Genomic DNA, 14,713 nt, shown 5'->3' with positions numbered 1-14,713 from the left:
CGCTCCCGCCGCGGAGGCCACCCGGACGAGCGGCGCAGCATTCTCGAGCGGCTGGCCCGTCTGGTGGAGACTCCCCCGGGGTCCGCGGCCCCCGGCCGGCAACTCCGTGTCGGTCCCGCCCACCTGCACGATCCGGACGGCCGCCCCTACCGTCAGTTCTGGCGCGACCGCGCCACCCCCGCGGCCAGCCCGGCCGACGTCGCCGCCCGGCACCTGCCGCCGTCGCGCCATCGCATGCCGCTGACGCTGCTGCTCGTCCCGCCCGGGGCGGAGTTGGACGACGTGCCGGAGCCGGGAATCCTGCAGGGGGGTCTGACCCGGGTCGACTGGGCCTTCGGCCCACCCCTCCCGGACCCGCCGGCGGAGACGGTCCGCGGCGGACCGGACGGTGACCGCACGGTCGTGGACGTCGCCGGCACCCTCGTCGCGCTCACCTACGTCGACGAAGGCGGGACGCACCTCGCCTGGAGACCCGACCCCGGGACCGGATGCACCCGCGTCAGGATGCTCACTCCGTTCCCGCCCCTGGCCGCCGTCGAACGACTGGCCCGCGACCCGGAACTCCTGCCGCCCCGGGGCACCCCCGGGTGACGGTGTCACCCGGCAGCGAGGACCGGGACAAGGATCGGCAGGTTGATCAGCAGGTGCAGCAGCATCGCCGCACAGAGGTTGCGGCGCAGCAGGACCACGAGCGTCAGCGCCGCCGCGCCGGGGAGGTGGAGCACCAGCCACGAGGGGCCGAAGAACGCGACGTGCGGGGCCGTGAAGACCGCCAGGACGACCCCCGCCCCGACCCAGCGCGCCACCGCCCCGGGCCCCAGCAGAGCCCCGAGGCGCTCGGCCAGGAACCCCCGGTAGACGATCTCCTCGGTCACCGCGGCCGTGACGACGAGCACGAGCACCCCGGGAACCCCGAGCGCGACGATCGTCAAGACCCCCGTGTCGTCCGTCGGCGCGACGACGAGGCCGGCCACCCAGGACCAGGCCATGACGATCCCGAACGCGTAGAGGACCCACTCCAGGTCACGACGGCTGGGCCGGCGCAGCAGCAGGGAGTCCGGTCCCCGGCGTTCCACCACGAGCACGACCAGGACGACCAGGATCGCCCCCAGCCATTTCCAGGGGTCTCCCGCCGAGGGACCGTCGAGCCCGAGGCGCAGGTCGACCCCGCCGACCGAGTCCACCGGGGCCCCGCCGTAGACGGCCACGCAGAGGAACGCACCCAGTCCGAGGCTGACCAGCAGCCGCCGCCGGGACGGCGATCGGGTCGCGACCGAGGACTCCGGAACGGGGGTCATGCAGGCTAGAGTAGCTACTCTAGAGCGTTCACTCTAGAGAAGGAGATCGGGTGACCCCCACCGCATCGTCCGGTCGTCGCGCCGACATCGTCGCCGCCGCCCACCGCTGCTTCGCCGCGCACGGCTACGCCCGGGCGAGCACCGCCCAGATCTGCCGGGCGGCCGGCGTCTCCTCCGGGACGTTCTTCCACTACTTCCCGACCAAGGCGGCCGTGCTCGTCGCCGTCCTCGAGGACGGGTTGGCCTCGACGCGTGCTCGAGCCGAGGAATGGCGGGTCCTCGCCGCCTCGGACGCCCCGGCCGCGCTGGCCCGCTGGCGGGAGCACGTCCTGGCGGAGGCGGCGGACGAGCACCTCCCGGGGTTCGTCGCCGCCCTGGCCGGGGCACCCGACGTCCCTGAGGTCGACGCCGCACTGAGCGAGGACGCCGCCCTGCTGCACGACACGCTCGTGACGGTGCTCGCCGCCGGGCAGCAGCAGGGCGTGGTCCGGCAGGACCGGACGGCCGACCACCTGGCCCGGTGGTTGGGCGCCCTGGGCGGGGGTCTCGTCCTCCGGGCCGCCGAACGCGGTGATCTCCCCGACGACCTGGCGACCGGCCTGGCCGACGTGGTGGACCGGATGCTCCGGCCCTGAGCGCTCCACGACGAGATCCCGGCCGGCAGGACACCGCCACCCGCCCCGGGTCGTGGCGTCAGTCCTCAGGGCGTAGCAGGAGCCTGCAGACGGACCGCGACACGCCGTAGATGGAGAGCGCTGGCGCGGCGGGTCCCGAAGGGACTGCAGGCTCCTGCTACGCCTCGGCCCCGGCGGAGGGGGGTCACCCACCCCTCCCGCCGTTGCGACGGTCGGCGAGGGTGCGGCCCGCCCAAAGGTTCGGGCGCAGCCGCTGGAGGGGACGGGACGACCGCGACCGCGCCCCGCGGTGCTCGACGGCGCGACGACCTACCCGGAGAACCCGATCACCGCGAACGGCCCGACCTCGCGCACCGTGAACTCCGGGCCGGAGAACAGGGCGGGGTCGAAGGTCGCGGTGACCCACTCGACGTTGGGCTCGCGCGGGAACACGTCGCGCGCCAGCCCGATCTGGTACCCGTCGCCGGTCGTCCGGAGCACGAAGACGTCGGGACGGGCGAACCGGCTCTCCCGCAGCCGCTGCACCAGCTCGGCCGAGCTCGTCGCGCGACTCCACGAGAGGACCTCGTCCCGACGCGCGTCGTAGTCCGACAACGGATTCGCGTAGTGCGGGGTCACCTGCTGGAACCCGAACCAGGGCGCGAAGGAGAACCACTCGTAGACCGCGGAGAGCACGACGAGCTGGTCGGCCGGGACACCACCACCCACCTCGTCGACCGCGGCGCGGACGTCGTCGGTCCAGGCACCCGCGTCCTCCTCGTTCGAGACGCCCAGCGCGGTCCGGCCGTCGGCCTGATAGTCGGTGTACGCCTTGGCGATGGGGTCGGCGAGGTTCTGCGGCGTGGCCTGCAACGGCACCACGAACACGGCGGCGGCGAGCACGACCGCGAGCGCCCGGACGTCGCGGGCCCGGTCGGCGAACGGGGTGGCGGCCAGCCAGGCCGGCAGGGCCCGGTAGACCGCGGCGGCCCCGAGGACGGCGGCGACGGCCAGCGTCTCGACGATGATCGCCTCCATCCGGAAGGCGAGCAGCGTGGTCCGACCGGCCAGCGCCAGCGTCGAGAGCGGGTACCAGAGGTAGGCCAGGGCGAGGACGAGCAACAGCGGGCGGGCGAGGTCGCTGCGCCGCGCGGCCAGCACGGCCCAGCCGAGGCCGAACAGCAGGAACGCCCCCCACGGGGTGGCCTGGAACATGGGCGTGGGGACCTGCGTGGAGATGAGCGGCAGGAAGTGCTGGGCCGCGGCCCGGCCCGACCCGCCGGTGGCCACCGCGATGACGTAGGGGAGCCACACGACCAGGGCGAGGATCCCGGAGACGACGGCGGCCAGCACGAGGGCGGGGACCCGGCCCCGCAGCGCCGCGGGCCCCTCCCCCGCCCGCCAGGCGCCGATGACGCGGGCGAGGCAGGCCAGCGCGACGACGAAGGCGGCGAACCCGGCGTAGAGCGTGTACGACATCGCCCCGAAACCGAGGACGACCCCGATCGCGACCCCGGCGGAGAGCCGGGCGGTGGGCGGGACGTCCCCGAACGCCTTCCAGGCGGTGACGGCGACGAGCGGGACGAAGGCGGCCAGGCACCACGAGTAGGGCTCGTCGACAAAGGGGCCGGCCAGGGCGGGGTAGACGCCGACGACGGCGGTGGCGAGCCCGGCCAGCAGTCCGCGGCGCGGGCCGACGAGACGGGACCAGGCCACCAGGGCGAGGCAGGGCACGATCGCCGACGTCGCGATCCCGGCCCACTTGAACGCCTCCCAGGCGGGTTCACCGGAGAGCGCCGCGAACCGCCCGGCCAGCCAGAACCACCCGGAGGGGTAGAAGGGGGCCGTCTCGGCGTAGTTCATGTCGGCCAGGTGCCAGTCGTCGGTGAGCCGACCGAGCAGCTGGGTGCGGAACATCTGGTCGACGGAGTTCCCGCCCAGGTAGAACCGGGCGCCGGCCAGCGGGATCGCCAGCAGCAGCGTCGCGAACCCGCTCAGGCCGACGACGGCGAGCGCCTCGGTGCCCCGCCACCACGCCCGGCGGACGACGGCGAGCAAGGTCAGGGCGACGGCGACCAGGACGAGGAGGGTCGCGACCGCGACGATCCCGTAGGTGGGGGTGATGCTCGCGTAGGGCAGCCACCCGGCCACGACCCGCTCGACGACGAGCTGGGCGAGCAGCGACACCACGCCGGCCAGGGCGGCGGTGCCGAGCAGCGCCCCCAGCAGCCGGGCGAACCCGCCCCGCACGATCGCGTCACGCGTGCCCACCGGGCGCTCCGGGGTGCGCAGCACCTCGTCCTCACGGGTTGCCTGACTCACCTGTGCACCACCACGCCTCTGCACCCCACGCCTCGCCGGTCCTCGGAAGCGACCGGTCCGGACCGGTCGCCCCCGAGAGCCTAGAGCGCGGGGCGGGTGGTCAGCGGTAGGTCACGACCGCCCCGCCCCCGGGGGTCCAGGTGATCGCCCCGCCCTGGAAGTCCGAGCGCTTGCCCCCGGGGACGTCGTACTCGTCGGAGGTGGGGTAGCCGAGGCGGCCGTTCTCCCAGCCGACCCGGCCCCAGGCGTCGCGGATGGCCCCGCGCACGACGTGGGTGCCCGAGGCGGGCGAGAAGTAGATCGACCCGCCCTCGAAGGCCGAGAACGCACCCGCCCGGAGCCGGATCTCGTCGGTGGTGGGCAGGCCGAGGTAGCCCGCCTCCCAGCCGAGGGAGATCCACTTCTGCCGGATGGAGCCGTGCACCTCGTGCGCTCCGGTGCGCGGGGAGAAGTAGATCGAGCCGTTGAGGAACTGCTGCCCGATCCCGCCCTTGGTGACGGGGCCCTCGTTGGTCGTGGGGAAGCCGAGGACGGAGTTCTCGTACCCGAGGGCCGCCCACTTGCCGAGGATGGCCCCACGCACGGCCGAGGCCCCCGACCGGGGCGACCAGTAGACGTTGCCCTCCTCGAAGCGCTGGTAGGAACCCTCGACCTGGGGCAGCGCGAAGATCGGGGTGGTGGGGGCGCCGAGGACGCCCTCCGCGGCCCCGAGCCGCTGCCAGGTCGAGGCGATCTGCGCCGACCCACCCGGGACGACGTTCCACAGCGAGGAACGCAGCGCGCCGCCGAAGCGGGCCACCGAGGGACCGCTGAGGGCGCGGTCGCCGGTGCTGCAGCGCAGGAAGAGTCCGGTGACCCGCCCGCCCCACGGGCCGGACCCGTCCCGGGCGGTCACGGTCATGCTGCGCAGGGCGCCGCCGGCCGGGCAGTTGCGGGCGACGGTGGCGACGGGCAGCTGCGCGGTCCACCCGGCGACGGTGTCCTGGGACACCTTGCCCGCGGGCGAGGACCAGTAGTCCTCCCCGGCCCGCAGGTAGGGCTTGGACCCGGTGGCCATGAACCCACCGTTGGAGGAGGAGAACTGGGTGAAGGCCGGCGCCCCCGCGTACTCGCGGATCTCCCCGGCGGTGGCCCGGACGGCCGCCGTGGTGGAGGCGGGCTGCAGCTCCTGGATCGCCCCGTTCGACGCGCGCTGCTGAACCCCGCCGTAGACCTGGCAGCTCTCGGAGTCGCAGAGGTCGTAGGGCGAACTGGCCGGGCGCAGGGTCGAGAGGGCGTAGCTGCGCGCGGCGACGGCCTGCGCCTTGAGCGCCTCGCCCGCGAACCACGACGGGGACTCCCGCGGCACGACCCCGAGCAGGTACTCCTCCAACGAGACGTTGTTGACCGGGGTGATGCGTTCGGTCAGCGGGATCGAGACGGTCCCCCGGTAGCGGTTGCCGGACCCGTCGGCCCGCTCGATCCAGATGCCGTCGTCCCCGCTGATCGTGGGCACGCTGGTCCAGCGGTCGCTCCAGACGAGGCGCCACCCCGGCTCCCAGGCGGTGAGCTGCAGGGCACCGTTCTCGAACTTCACCTGCACCCGCTGCGACTGCGGGACGGTCCGCTCCCCCACCCGCAGCGGCGCGGCCCCGGCGCTGTGCAGGTAGACCTCGGAGCCCGAGACCCGGGTGATCTGGACGCGCAGACCCCGGTCGTCCCGGTCGCCCACGGTCGTGCCCGGGTAGTAGTCGCCGAGGATGCGCCGGTAGTCCTGCCCGGCCAGCGCCCGGGACTGCGCCCCCCACTGCGAGAGGCCGTACCCGTGCCCGTACCCCTGGCCGGTGAGCGTCCACGCCCCCGACACCGGGGCCGGGTAGGTCTCGGCGGCCTGGGCGGCGGTGGCCGGGAGGAGCAGCGCGGCCACCGCACCGGCCCCGACGGCGGCGGAAAGGACACGACGGAGTCTCACAATTACCGAGTGTCACTCCGACAACACGGAGCGTCAAGCGGGCTAGGACGCTGAGTGCTGATGTCAGAGCGGCTCCACCACCGCGCTCCGGCCATCTCGGGCCTCGCGCAGCTCGGCGCTGCTGATGGTGGTGCGTCGCGGCTCGACGCCGATGTCACGTGCAGGTGGTGGAGGTGGCGTTCAGGTACGTGGTGCGGCCGCCGGCGCCGTCGTGGCGGAACCCCTCGTAGCGGGTCACTGCTCCACCAGCGGTGGGGGCGGTGGGGGTGGTGGTGAGCCGATCGACGCCGTCGTGGCTGTAGGTGACCGAGGTGACCAGCGCGGTGTCCTTGTTCGGGTTGGTCGCCGACGACGGCGCGTTGGCGTCGGGGTAGGTCCAGGCGAGGTTCATCCGCCGCGTGGTGGTGCCCCCGTTGGTGCGGGTGGTTCTCGGCGGCTGGTCCTGACTCGGCTTGCGAGCAACCGCTGCTGCTCTCCTGGCTCTCACCGTCGGACCGAGCGCCCCCCGCACAGCAGCACGAGGAACACCACCGACAGCGGTCGCGTCGCCGCCAGCACCCCCCCGGCCGTGCCACCGAGGACGCTCCCCCACTGCAGCACCGGCAGGATCCAGACCAGCAGCACGACGGCCGCGAGGACCACCGCCCCCCGGGAACCGTCGCGGACCTCCCGGGTCGAGAGCCACCACACCGCGGCCAGCGGCGCCGCGAGGGCGTGGTGGGACCAGGTGACCGGGCTGCCCAGGCAGGTCAGCAGGCTCACCGCGAGCCCCGCCTCGAACGCGCCGACGGAACCAGCCCGGCGCAGGAACCAGACCAGCAGCACCAGCGTCCCGACCGCGCCGAGGGCGGTGGCCGCGCCGTCGGGCACCCCGAGGTGGGCGAACCCGCCGGCCAGGGAGTTGTTCGAGGTCGTGCCCGGGGCCGCGACGCGCGAGGAGTCCCACAGCAGCCCGCCGAAGTACGCCGACCACGCGGGCGGGGAGGCGAGCGCTCCCAGCAGGGTCAGGACGAGTCCGACGCCGACGGTGAGCAGGGCGAACCGCCGCCACCGACGGTGCACCCCGAGGGCGACGACGAGGGCCGGGGTGACCTTGACCGCTCCGGCGAGCCCGGCCAGGACCGCCCCACCCCACGGCGAGCGGGCGGCCAGCACGACCCCGCCGACCAGGGCGAGCACGACCAGCGGGGACACCTGCCCCAGGACGAGCGCCTCCCGGAACGGGTCGGACACGACGACCAGGGCCAGCGCGGTCGGGACCAGCCGGGCGGGCACCCCGGCCCCGCGCAGCAGCCGCCCCCCGCCCAGGACCAGGGCCACCACCAGCAGGACGTCCCACACCACGAGGTCCACCCCGACCGCACCCGGCCCCGCGGTCGGCAGCAGCAGCAGCGGCACGAACAGGACGGCGGCCAGCGGCGGGTAGACGAAGTAGTGCCCGCGGTCGGTGACCCGCTCGTAGAGGTCGCGGCCGGCCAGCAGGTCCTCGGCTCCGTGCCGGTAGACGCTCAGGTCGTAGCCGGGCTGCCAGGACTGGGTGGTGACCCCGGTGGCCAGGACGACTGCCGACCACACGAGCGCGAGCGCCAGCGGCAGCCACGGCAGCAGCCGCCGCACCCCGGGGTTCACCGGGCGGGGAAGACCAGCGAGCGGAAGGTGAGGAAGCGGAAGATGGTGGCGATCGCCATCCCCACGATGTTGGAGGAGATGTTGTCGGCCAGCGGCGAGGTCAGGCCCAGCACGTGCCGGGAGAACCACAGGCAGCCGATCTGCAGCAGCGCCGCGATGACGCTGAGCAGGAGGAACATCGCGTACTCCCGCCCCGGGTGCGCCGAACGGCGGTCGGCCCACGTGTAGTAGCGCGACCCGACGAAGGCCACCGCGATCGCGATGATGCTGGAGACGACCTTGGCCCACAGCGAGGGCACGTCGAAGACCAGCAGCAGCAGGTTGAAGACGGCCACGTCGGCCAGGTAGGCCAGGCCCCCGGTGACGAGGAACCGACCGACCTCGCGGACGCGGTGGTGGCCGAGCAGGTCCCTCACGCGTAGACCGCCAGCAGCAGCACGACGACCCAGATCAGGGCCAGCGCGAGCAGGGTCTTGTCGTGCAGGGCGAGTTCCTCGGGTTCCTCGGCCTGACCCTTGTCGACGTCGACGGCGTAGCGCAGGATCGCCAGCACGAACGGGACGACGGAGAGCACCGAGTACCGGAAGCTCACCTCGGACAGCTGCAGGAACGCCCACAACGAGTACGCGGTGACGACGACCGTGGCCGAGAGGGTCCAGACGAAGCGCAGGTAGGTCTGGGTGTACTTCGTGACCACCTTGCGGACCGCCCGCCCGGTCTCCTCGCCCTGCCGGGCCTCGGCGTAGCGCTTCCCGGAGGCCATGAACAGCGAACCGAACGCGGTGGTCAGCAGGAACCACTGCGACAGCGGGATGCCGGCGGCGATGCCCCCGGCCAGCGCGCGCAGCAGGAACCCCGAGGCGACGCTGGCCAGTTCGATGACCGGCTCGTGCTTCATGCCGAAGCAGTAGGCGAGCTGGATGACCGCGTAGACGGCCATGACCGCGCCGAGGTCGACCGACCACCAGAACGCTCCGGCCAGGCCGAGGACGAACAGGACGACGGCGACGGCGTAGGCCGTCGTCGCCGAGACCGCCCCGGAGGCGATCGGCCGGAACCGCTTCTTCGGGTGGGCCCGGTCGGCCTCGACGTCCTTCGCGTCGTTGACCAGGTAGACGGCCGAGGCGATGACGCAGAACAGGACGAACGCCACCGCCGTGCCGAGGAAGGCGTCGGCGTCGAGCTGGGCCGCACCCGCCGGCAGCAGCGGGGCCACGACGAGGACGTTCTTGACCCACTGCCTCGGCCGCGCGGTGCGGACGAGGCCGGTGACCGCGTTCACCGGCCCGACCTCCGCAGCACGCGCGGCGCGACCCCCGCGACCGTGGCGCCCAGCACCGAACCAGCGAGCACGTCGGTCGGGTAGTGGACGCCGACGACGATCCGCGACAGCGCCATGGCCGGGACCAGCGGGGCCAGCTTCCCGCGCCCCACGAGCCGCCCGAAGGCGACCACGGCGGCCGTCGTCGACGTCGCGTGGGAGCTCGGCAGGCTGAGCTTGCTCGGGGTCCCGGCGTGCACGAGGACGTCGGGGTGGTTCGGGCGGCGGCGGCGGGTGAACCGCTTCAGCACGACCGAGGAACCGTGGGCCGCGACGACCGCGGCGGTCGCCTCGATCCACTCACGCCGGCGCGGCCGGTCGACGAGCGCGCCCACGGCCCCGCCGACGATCCACACCGCGGCGTGCTCGCCGGCGTGGCTCATCAGCTGCGCCGTGCGCACGACCGCGGGGGCGGAGAGCTTCTGCTGCACCGCCACCATGATCTTCAGTTCACTGGTCAGGACGGGCACGTCCACCACGTGGTCGTCGGTCGTCCCGGTCGTCGGGTTCTGCACGCTCACCTCAGTCGTCCCACGGCCGAGGAGATGTCCTCGTCGGCGATCATCCTGCCGCGTTCCAGCACGACCCCGCGGTCGCACAGCTTCTCGATCATGTCCAGGTCGTGGCTGACGATGACGAGGGTCTTGCCCTCGGCCCGCAGCTCCCGGATCCGGCCCAGGCACTTCTGCTGGAAGGGGGCGTCCCCGACCGCGAGGATCTCGTCGATGAGGAAGATCTCCGGGTCGGTGTGCACGGCGACCGAGAAGGCCAGCCGCAGGAACATCCCCGAGGAGTAGAACTTCACCTCGGTGTCGATGAACTGCTCGATCTCGCTGAACGCGACGATCTCGTCGAAACGCCGCTTGATCGTGGCCTCGTCCATCCCCAGGATCGCGCCGTTGAGGAAGACGTTCTCCCGCCCGGTCAGGTCGGGGTGGAAGCCCGCGCCGACCTCGATCAGCCCGGCGATCCTCCCCCGGACGAGCACCTGACCGGAGTCCGGGCTCATCACCCCGCTGATGAGCTTGAGCAGGGTCGACTTGCCCGACCCGTTCAGTCCCAGCAGGGCGACCGCCTCCCCCTCGTGCACGGTGAGGTCGACGTGGTCGAGCGCGTCGAACGTGTTGCCCAGGTCCTTGCCGCGGAAGGCGGCGATGGCGAGCTGCTTCAGGGAGCGGTTGTGGCGGAGGTGGAACTGCTTGCTCACGCCCTCGACCCGGATGGTCGAGCGGGTCCCGGTGGTGCTGCTGGTCATGGCTCAGAGCTCCTGGGCGAAGCGGCCCTCGAGCCGCCGGAAGGTGAACTGGCCGATCGCCAGGATGACCAGCGAGACGACCAGCGCGAGCAGACCGTGGAAGAGGAGGTTCGGCGGCAACCGGTCGGCCCGACCGTCGGTCGCACCGAACCAGAACGCGTAGTGGAACAGCTCGACGGCCGCGGTCACGGGATTCAGCTGGTAGATCTCCCAGAGCCAGCCGGGGACCTTCTCGTAGACCAAGTTCCAGGTGTAGAGCACCGGCGAGGTCCAGGTCACGACCAGCAGCATCAGGTCGACGATGTTCTCGAAGTCCCGGAACAGGACGTTGATCGAGCCGAAGAACAGCCCCAGCCCGATGGACAGCGCCGCAATGGTCAGCAGGCCGAGGACCCCGCCGAGGAGCTGCGTGACCGTCGGCACCCAGCCCACCGCGATCGCCCCGATCAGCAGGATGACCATCTGGGGCACGAAGTGGACCATGGCGACCCACATGCTGGACACCGGGAACAGCTCGCGCGGCAGGTAGATCTTCTTCACCAGCGGCGCGTTGTGGACCACCGAGCGGGTGGCGTTGCCGAACGTCTCCGAGAAGAAGTTGATGACCACGATCCCGCTGAACAGGTACACCGCGTAGAACGGGATCGCGTCGTTCTGCCCGAGGAAGACCCCGAGGGCGAAGTAGAAGACCGCGAACTGGACCGCCGGTTTGACGTAGCTCCACAGCAGCCCGAGGAACGAGCCCTGGTAGCGGACCCGCAGCTCCTTGCGGACCAGCAGCTTCAGCAGGTATCGGCGGTGCAGGACGTCGAGCAGCCCCCGGCCGCGGCCGGGCACGACGAAACCGTCGAGGTCCGCTCCGCCGGCGGTCGGGGTGGCGGGGGTGGACGCGCTCACGCTCAGCGCTCCGTTCCCGCCGTCGCCGGCTCGACCCCCGGACGGGTGATCGAGTGCGTCTGCTCGGCGAACACCGTGTCCCAGGCCTCGGGCGAGGTGAACTCCGTCAGCGCCTGCCGGTAGCGGTAGGCCAGGTCGTCCCAGCGCACGAACAGTTCGCGGTGGGCGGCGGCGCTGCGCCGGGCCAGGTCCCGGAACACCTTCGGGTCGCGCCGGTACCAGCTGGCCGCGGTGCCGTCGGCCGTCGAGACGACCGCGGAGTCGTAGTTCGCCAACCGCCACCAGCGGGAGTCCATCGCCGCGACGTGCTGCTCGGGACGCACGCGCGACTCCGGGGAGGGTTCGCGCAGGTGCCGAAGGACGGTGGCCGCGGCCCACAGCGGCAGCACCGCGTAGCGGGGGGCCGACGGTTCCTTGCCCCGCTTGGGCGGCTTGCGCAGGCGGGGCGTCGGGAAGGCCTCGACGTCGGTGGACACCTGGGCGTCGGGGAACTCCTTGCGGGCCGCGCGCACGTCGGCGGTCCGGGTCGGCAGCACCCGCAGCAGGTGCTCCGGGCCGGAGAGCACGTCCCGCAGCGCCATCAACCGCAGCTCCTCGGTGGAGTACTGCATGGAGATGAGGTGCTTGAGGTCGGTGCTGACGCTCTCGGCGAAGATCCGCCCGCCCTTGTCGTAGGGCGAGTGCAGCAACGCCGCCACGAGCCGGTTGCGCTCGTGGAAATAGGCCTGCCAGTCGGTGCCGTCGTCCTTGTCCAGCCAGGACACGTGCCACACGGCCGCGCCGGGCAGGCTCACCGTCGGGTAGCCGGCCTCGGCGGCGCGCAACCCGTACTCGGCGTCATCCCACTTGATGAAGACCGGCAGCGACAACCCGATCTCGCGGACGATCTCGATGGGGATGAGGCACATCCACCAGCCGTTGTAGTCGACGTCCACCCGCTTGTGCATGTACGGCGTCGCCCGCAGGTTCTGCGCGGCCAGGTCGTGGCGCTCGCGCACCCCGGAGACCGACCCCCAGAAGAACCGGTACTTGTCGATCCGCTCCCCGAAGGAGTGCAGGACCGAACGGTCGAACATGTCGAACATGTGCCCGCCGACGATCGTCGGGCGGCGGCAGCTCTGCGCGAACTGCAGGGCCCGCAGGATCCCCTCGGGCTCGACGATGATGTCGTCGTCCAGGAGCAGCACGTAGTCGCTGCGCCCCGCGGCCAGCGTCTCGCGCATCCCGCGGGAGAACCCGCCGGAGCCGCCCAGGTTGCCCTGGCGGACGATCCGCAGCTGCGGCCCGAGCGCGCGGGCGACCTCGTCGAAACCGGGCTGGTCGGCGACGAGCTGGGTGCCCTGGTCCATGATCAGGACCTCGTCGAGGACCGCGCGGACCCCGTCGGCCTCGCTCAACGCCTTCAGCAGCGCCAGGCAGTAGTCCGGCCGGTTGAAGGTGGTGACCGCGATGGAGAGGGTCGCGGGTTCGGGCGCCGAGAGCGACTCCGCGTCCGCCCCCGCACCGTCGGTGACCTGCCAGAACGCCTGGCGCAGCGAGGCCTCCTCGGCCCCCGCGGACAGGTCGAACCAGTACCAGCCACCGTCGCCGAAGCTCGCCAGCGACAGCTCGACCGAGAACGGCTGCCCGGGGGTGACCTGACGGGAGACCACGCGCTGGCGCAGACCGCGGGCGTTGGACTTGTAGACGGTCACGGTGCCCGGGGCGTCCAGCTCGACCTGCAGGCGGACCGCGGTGGCCGTGGTCCAGCGCCGCCAGTAGCTGGCCGGGAACGCGTTGAAGTAGGTCCCGAAGGAGACCCGGGAGTGCGCGTCGACCTTCAGCCCGCTGCGCCCGACGATGTTCTCGGCGCGACCCTCCTGGTGCACCGAGAAGGTCTGCTGCGCGCTCGCCGAGGCCTCGGCCTGCTTGTCGGCGTCCTGACCGGCGCGGCCCGCGGAGTCGCCCCCGCTGCTGACGGTGTGGTCGTAGTCGACGTACAGCGGCAGGTCGTCGGAACCGGAGTCCAGGGGCAGGACCACCCGGGCGACCGTCCGCCACGTCGCCGTGGGGAGTTCGGTCATCACGGTGCTCACGCCTCCACCCCCCCGCTGGTGAACGCGGCCCCGTCGCGGAAGTGCGGGGTCAGCTTGTTGTCGACCATCGACAGCGCCGCCCCGATCGCCATGTGCATGTCGAGGTACTTGTACGTCCCCAGCCGCCCGCCGAACAGGACGCCCTTCTCCTGCTTGGCCAGGTCGCGGTAGGCCAGCAGCTTGCGGCGGTCCTCGGCGGTGTTGACCGGGTAGTACGGCTCGTCGCCCGACGTCGCGAAGCGCGAGAACTCGCGCATGATCACGGTCTTGTCGTTCGGGTAGTCCCGCTCGGGGTGGAAGTGCCGGAACTCGTGGATCCGGGTGTAGGGCACCCCCTCCTCGGCGTAGTTCATGACCGAGGTGCCCTGGAAGTCCCCGACCGGCAGGACCTCCTGCTCGAAGTCGAGCGTGCGCCAGGACAGTTCGCCCTCGGCGTTGTCGAAGTAGGTGTCGACCGGCCCGGTGTAGATGACCGGCACGTTGCCGAGCACGTTCGTCTTCGAGACCTCCTGGGAGGCGTCGAAGAAGTCCGTCTCGAGGCGGACCTCGATGTTCGGGTGGTCCGCCAACCGCTCCAGCCACGCGGTGTACCCGTCGACAGGCAGACCCTCGTAGGTGTCGTTGAAGTAGCGGTTGTCGTAGGTGTAGCGGACGGGCAGCCGGGTGACCGTCGCCCCGGGCAGCTCGCGCGGGTCGGTCTGCCACTGCTTGGCCGTGTACCCCCGGAAGAACGCCTCGTAGAGGGGGCGGCCGATCAGCGAGATCGCCTTGTCCTCGAAGTTCTCCGCGGTCGCGGTGTCGATCTCGCCGGCCTGCTCGGCCACCAGGGCCCGGGCCTCGGTCGGCGACAGGGCCTTGCGGAAGTACTGGTTGATCGTCGCCAGGCTCACCGGCAGGGGGAAGACTTCACCCTGGTAGATGGAGAACACCCGGTGCACGTAGTCGGTGAACTTCGTGTACCGGTTGCAGTACTCCCACACCCGCTCGTTGGAGGTGTGGAAGAGGTGCGCGCCGTAGCGGTGCACCTCGATGCCGGTCTCGGGCTCCGCCTCGGAGTAGGCGTTGCCCCCGATGTGGTGGCGCCGGTCGATGACCAGGACCTTCTTGCCCAGGTCCTCGGCGCACTGCCGGGCGACGGTGAGGCCGAAGAAACCGGACCCCACGACGACGAGGTCGACGTTCACCGCGCGCCTCCTTCGGCACCGCGCCCCGGACGCGGCGTCTCGCGTCGGGGCATTCCACTCGGGGACAGCTCAGGCATAGGCATGGTGCCCGTCAGGGTAGCCGCAGCCACCCGCCGCGAGGCCGCTCGCCACGCTTCCCCGCCCCGGGCCCCCGCCACCTTCACCGG

14 protein-coding genes are annotated in these 14,713 nt (G+C 72.3%); 2 read left to right on the top strand and 12 right to left on the bottom strand.

What is annotated here, in order from left to right:
• The first annotated feature begins 63 nt into the window (after positions 1–63).
• Positions 64–591: a hypothetical protein gene (locus tag ACFFKU_RS04320; protein ID WP_380135965.1), complete on the top strand. Its 528-nt coding sequence runs from the start codon at positions 64–66 to the stop codon at positions 589–591.
• A gap of 5 nt (positions 592–596) precedes the next feature.
• Here ACFFKU_RS04320 and ACFFKU_RS04315 read toward each other — a convergent pair whose 3' ends face one another.
• Entirely contained in the window at positions 597–1,298 is a 702-nt protein-coding gene (locus ACFFKU_RS04315) for a CPBP family intramembrane glutamic endopeptidase (RefSeq protein WP_380135964.1), read from the bottom strand.
• A 50-nt stretch (positions 1,299–1,348) separates the two neighbouring features.
• Between ACFFKU_RS04315 and ACFFKU_RS04310 the strand changes: the two genes are divergently transcribed.
• Positions 1,349–1,933, top strand: coding sequence for a TetR/AcrR family transcriptional regulator (locus ACFFKU_RS04310; protein WP_380135962.1), 585 nt, complete (start codon positions 1,349–1,351; stop codon positions 1,931–1,933).
• Positions 1,934–2,242: 309 nt separating this feature from the next.
• On the opposite strand, the gene ACFFKU_RS04305 is transcribed toward ACFFKU_RS04310, so the two are convergent.
• The 11 genes from ACFFKU_RS04305 to glf all read right to left on the bottom strand — a co-directional run bounded on the left by ACFFKU_RS04305 (position 2,243) and on the right by glf (position 14,546).
• Positions 2,243–4,234 carry an arabinofuranosyltransferase gene (locus ACFFKU_RS04305; RefSeq protein WP_380135960.1) on the bottom strand — a complete coding sequence of 664 codons (1,992 nt, stop codon included), beginning with the start codon at positions 4,232–4,234 and terminating at the stop codon, positions 2,243–2,245.
• A gap of 100 nt (positions 4,235–4,334) precedes the next feature.
• Positions 4,335–6,185, bottom strand: a complete 1,851-nt coding sequence (locus ACFFKU_RS04300; protein ID WP_380135958.1) for a SpoIID/LytB domain-containing protein — start codon at positions 6,183–6,185, stop codon at positions 4,335–4,337.
• Positions 6,186–6,339: 154 nt separating this feature from the next.
• Entirely contained in the window at positions 6,340–6,576 is a 237-nt protein-coding gene (locus tag ACFFKU_RS04295; RefSeq protein WP_380135957.1) for a hypothetical protein, read from the bottom strand.
• 92 nt (positions 6,577–6,668) lie between these two features.
• Complete coding sequence (locus tag ACFFKU_RS04290; RefSeq protein ID WP_380135955.1) at positions 6,669–7,814, bottom strand: glycosyltransferase family 87 protein; 1,146 nt, start codon at positions 7,812–7,814, stop codon at positions 6,669–6,671.
• A complete protein-coding gene (locus ACFFKU_RS04285; RefSeq protein WP_380135953.1) occupies positions 7,811–8,230 on the bottom strand; it encodes a GtrA family protein in 420 nt (139 codons plus the stop codon). Before ACFFKU_RS04285 ends, ACFFKU_RS04290 begins: the two co-directional genes overlap by 4 nt.
• The gene (locus ACFFKU_RS04280) at positions 8,227–9,096 is read right to left on the bottom strand and encodes a decaprenyl-phosphate phosphoribosyltransferase (protein ID WP_380135952.1); all 870 of its coding nucleotides are present in this window, start codon (positions 9,094–9,096) and stop codon (positions 8,227–8,229) included. Before ACFFKU_RS04280 ends, ACFFKU_RS04285 begins: the two co-directional genes overlap by 4 nt.
• Positions 9,093–9,650, bottom strand: a complete 558-nt coding sequence (locus ACFFKU_RS04275) for a phosphatase PAP2 family protein (protein ID WP_380135950.1) — start codon at positions 9,648–9,650, stop codon at positions 9,093–9,095. The genes ACFFKU_RS04280 and ACFFKU_RS04275 overlap by 4 nt, the downstream gene beginning before the upstream one ends.
• Positions 9,651–9,652: 2 nt before the next feature.
• Positions 9,653–10,390, bottom strand: coding sequence for an ABC transporter ATP-binding protein (locus ACFFKU_RS04270; RefSeq protein ID WP_380135949.1), 738 nt, complete (start codon positions 10,388–10,390; stop codon positions 9,653–9,655).
• Between the two features lie 3 nt (positions 10,391–10,393).
• Positions 10,394–11,287, bottom strand: coding sequence for an ABC transporter permease (locus ACFFKU_RS04265; RefSeq protein ID WP_380135948.1), 894 nt, complete (start codon positions 11,285–11,287; stop codon positions 10,394–10,396).
• 2 nt (positions 11,288–11,289) lie between these two features.
• Positions 11,290–13,362 (bottom strand): glycosyltransferase, encoded by a 2,073-nt coding sequence (locus ACFFKU_RS04260; protein WP_380135947.1) that lies wholly within the window; start codon positions 13,360–13,362, stop codon positions 11,290–11,292.
• Positions 13,359–14,546 carry a UDP-galactopyranose mutase gene (gene glf, locus ACFFKU_RS04255; protein ID WP_380135945.1) on the bottom strand — a complete coding sequence of 396 codons (1,188 nt, stop codon included), beginning with the start codon at positions 14,544–14,546 and terminating at the stop codon, positions 13,359–13,361. Before glf ends, ACFFKU_RS04260 begins: the two co-directional genes overlap by 4 nt.
• Between the last annotated feature and the right edge of the window lie 167 nt (positions 14,547–14,713).

Origin of the sequence: Kineococcus gynurae, assembly GCF_042433995.1 — a bacterium.
In the GTDB taxonomy this organism is placed as follows: Bacteria; Actinomycetota; Actinomycetes; order Actinomycetales; family Kineococcaceae; genus Kineococcus; species Kineococcus gynurae.
Note: the sequence above shows the minus strand (reverse complement) of the source record. Positions and strands in the feature narration are given on the sequence as shown.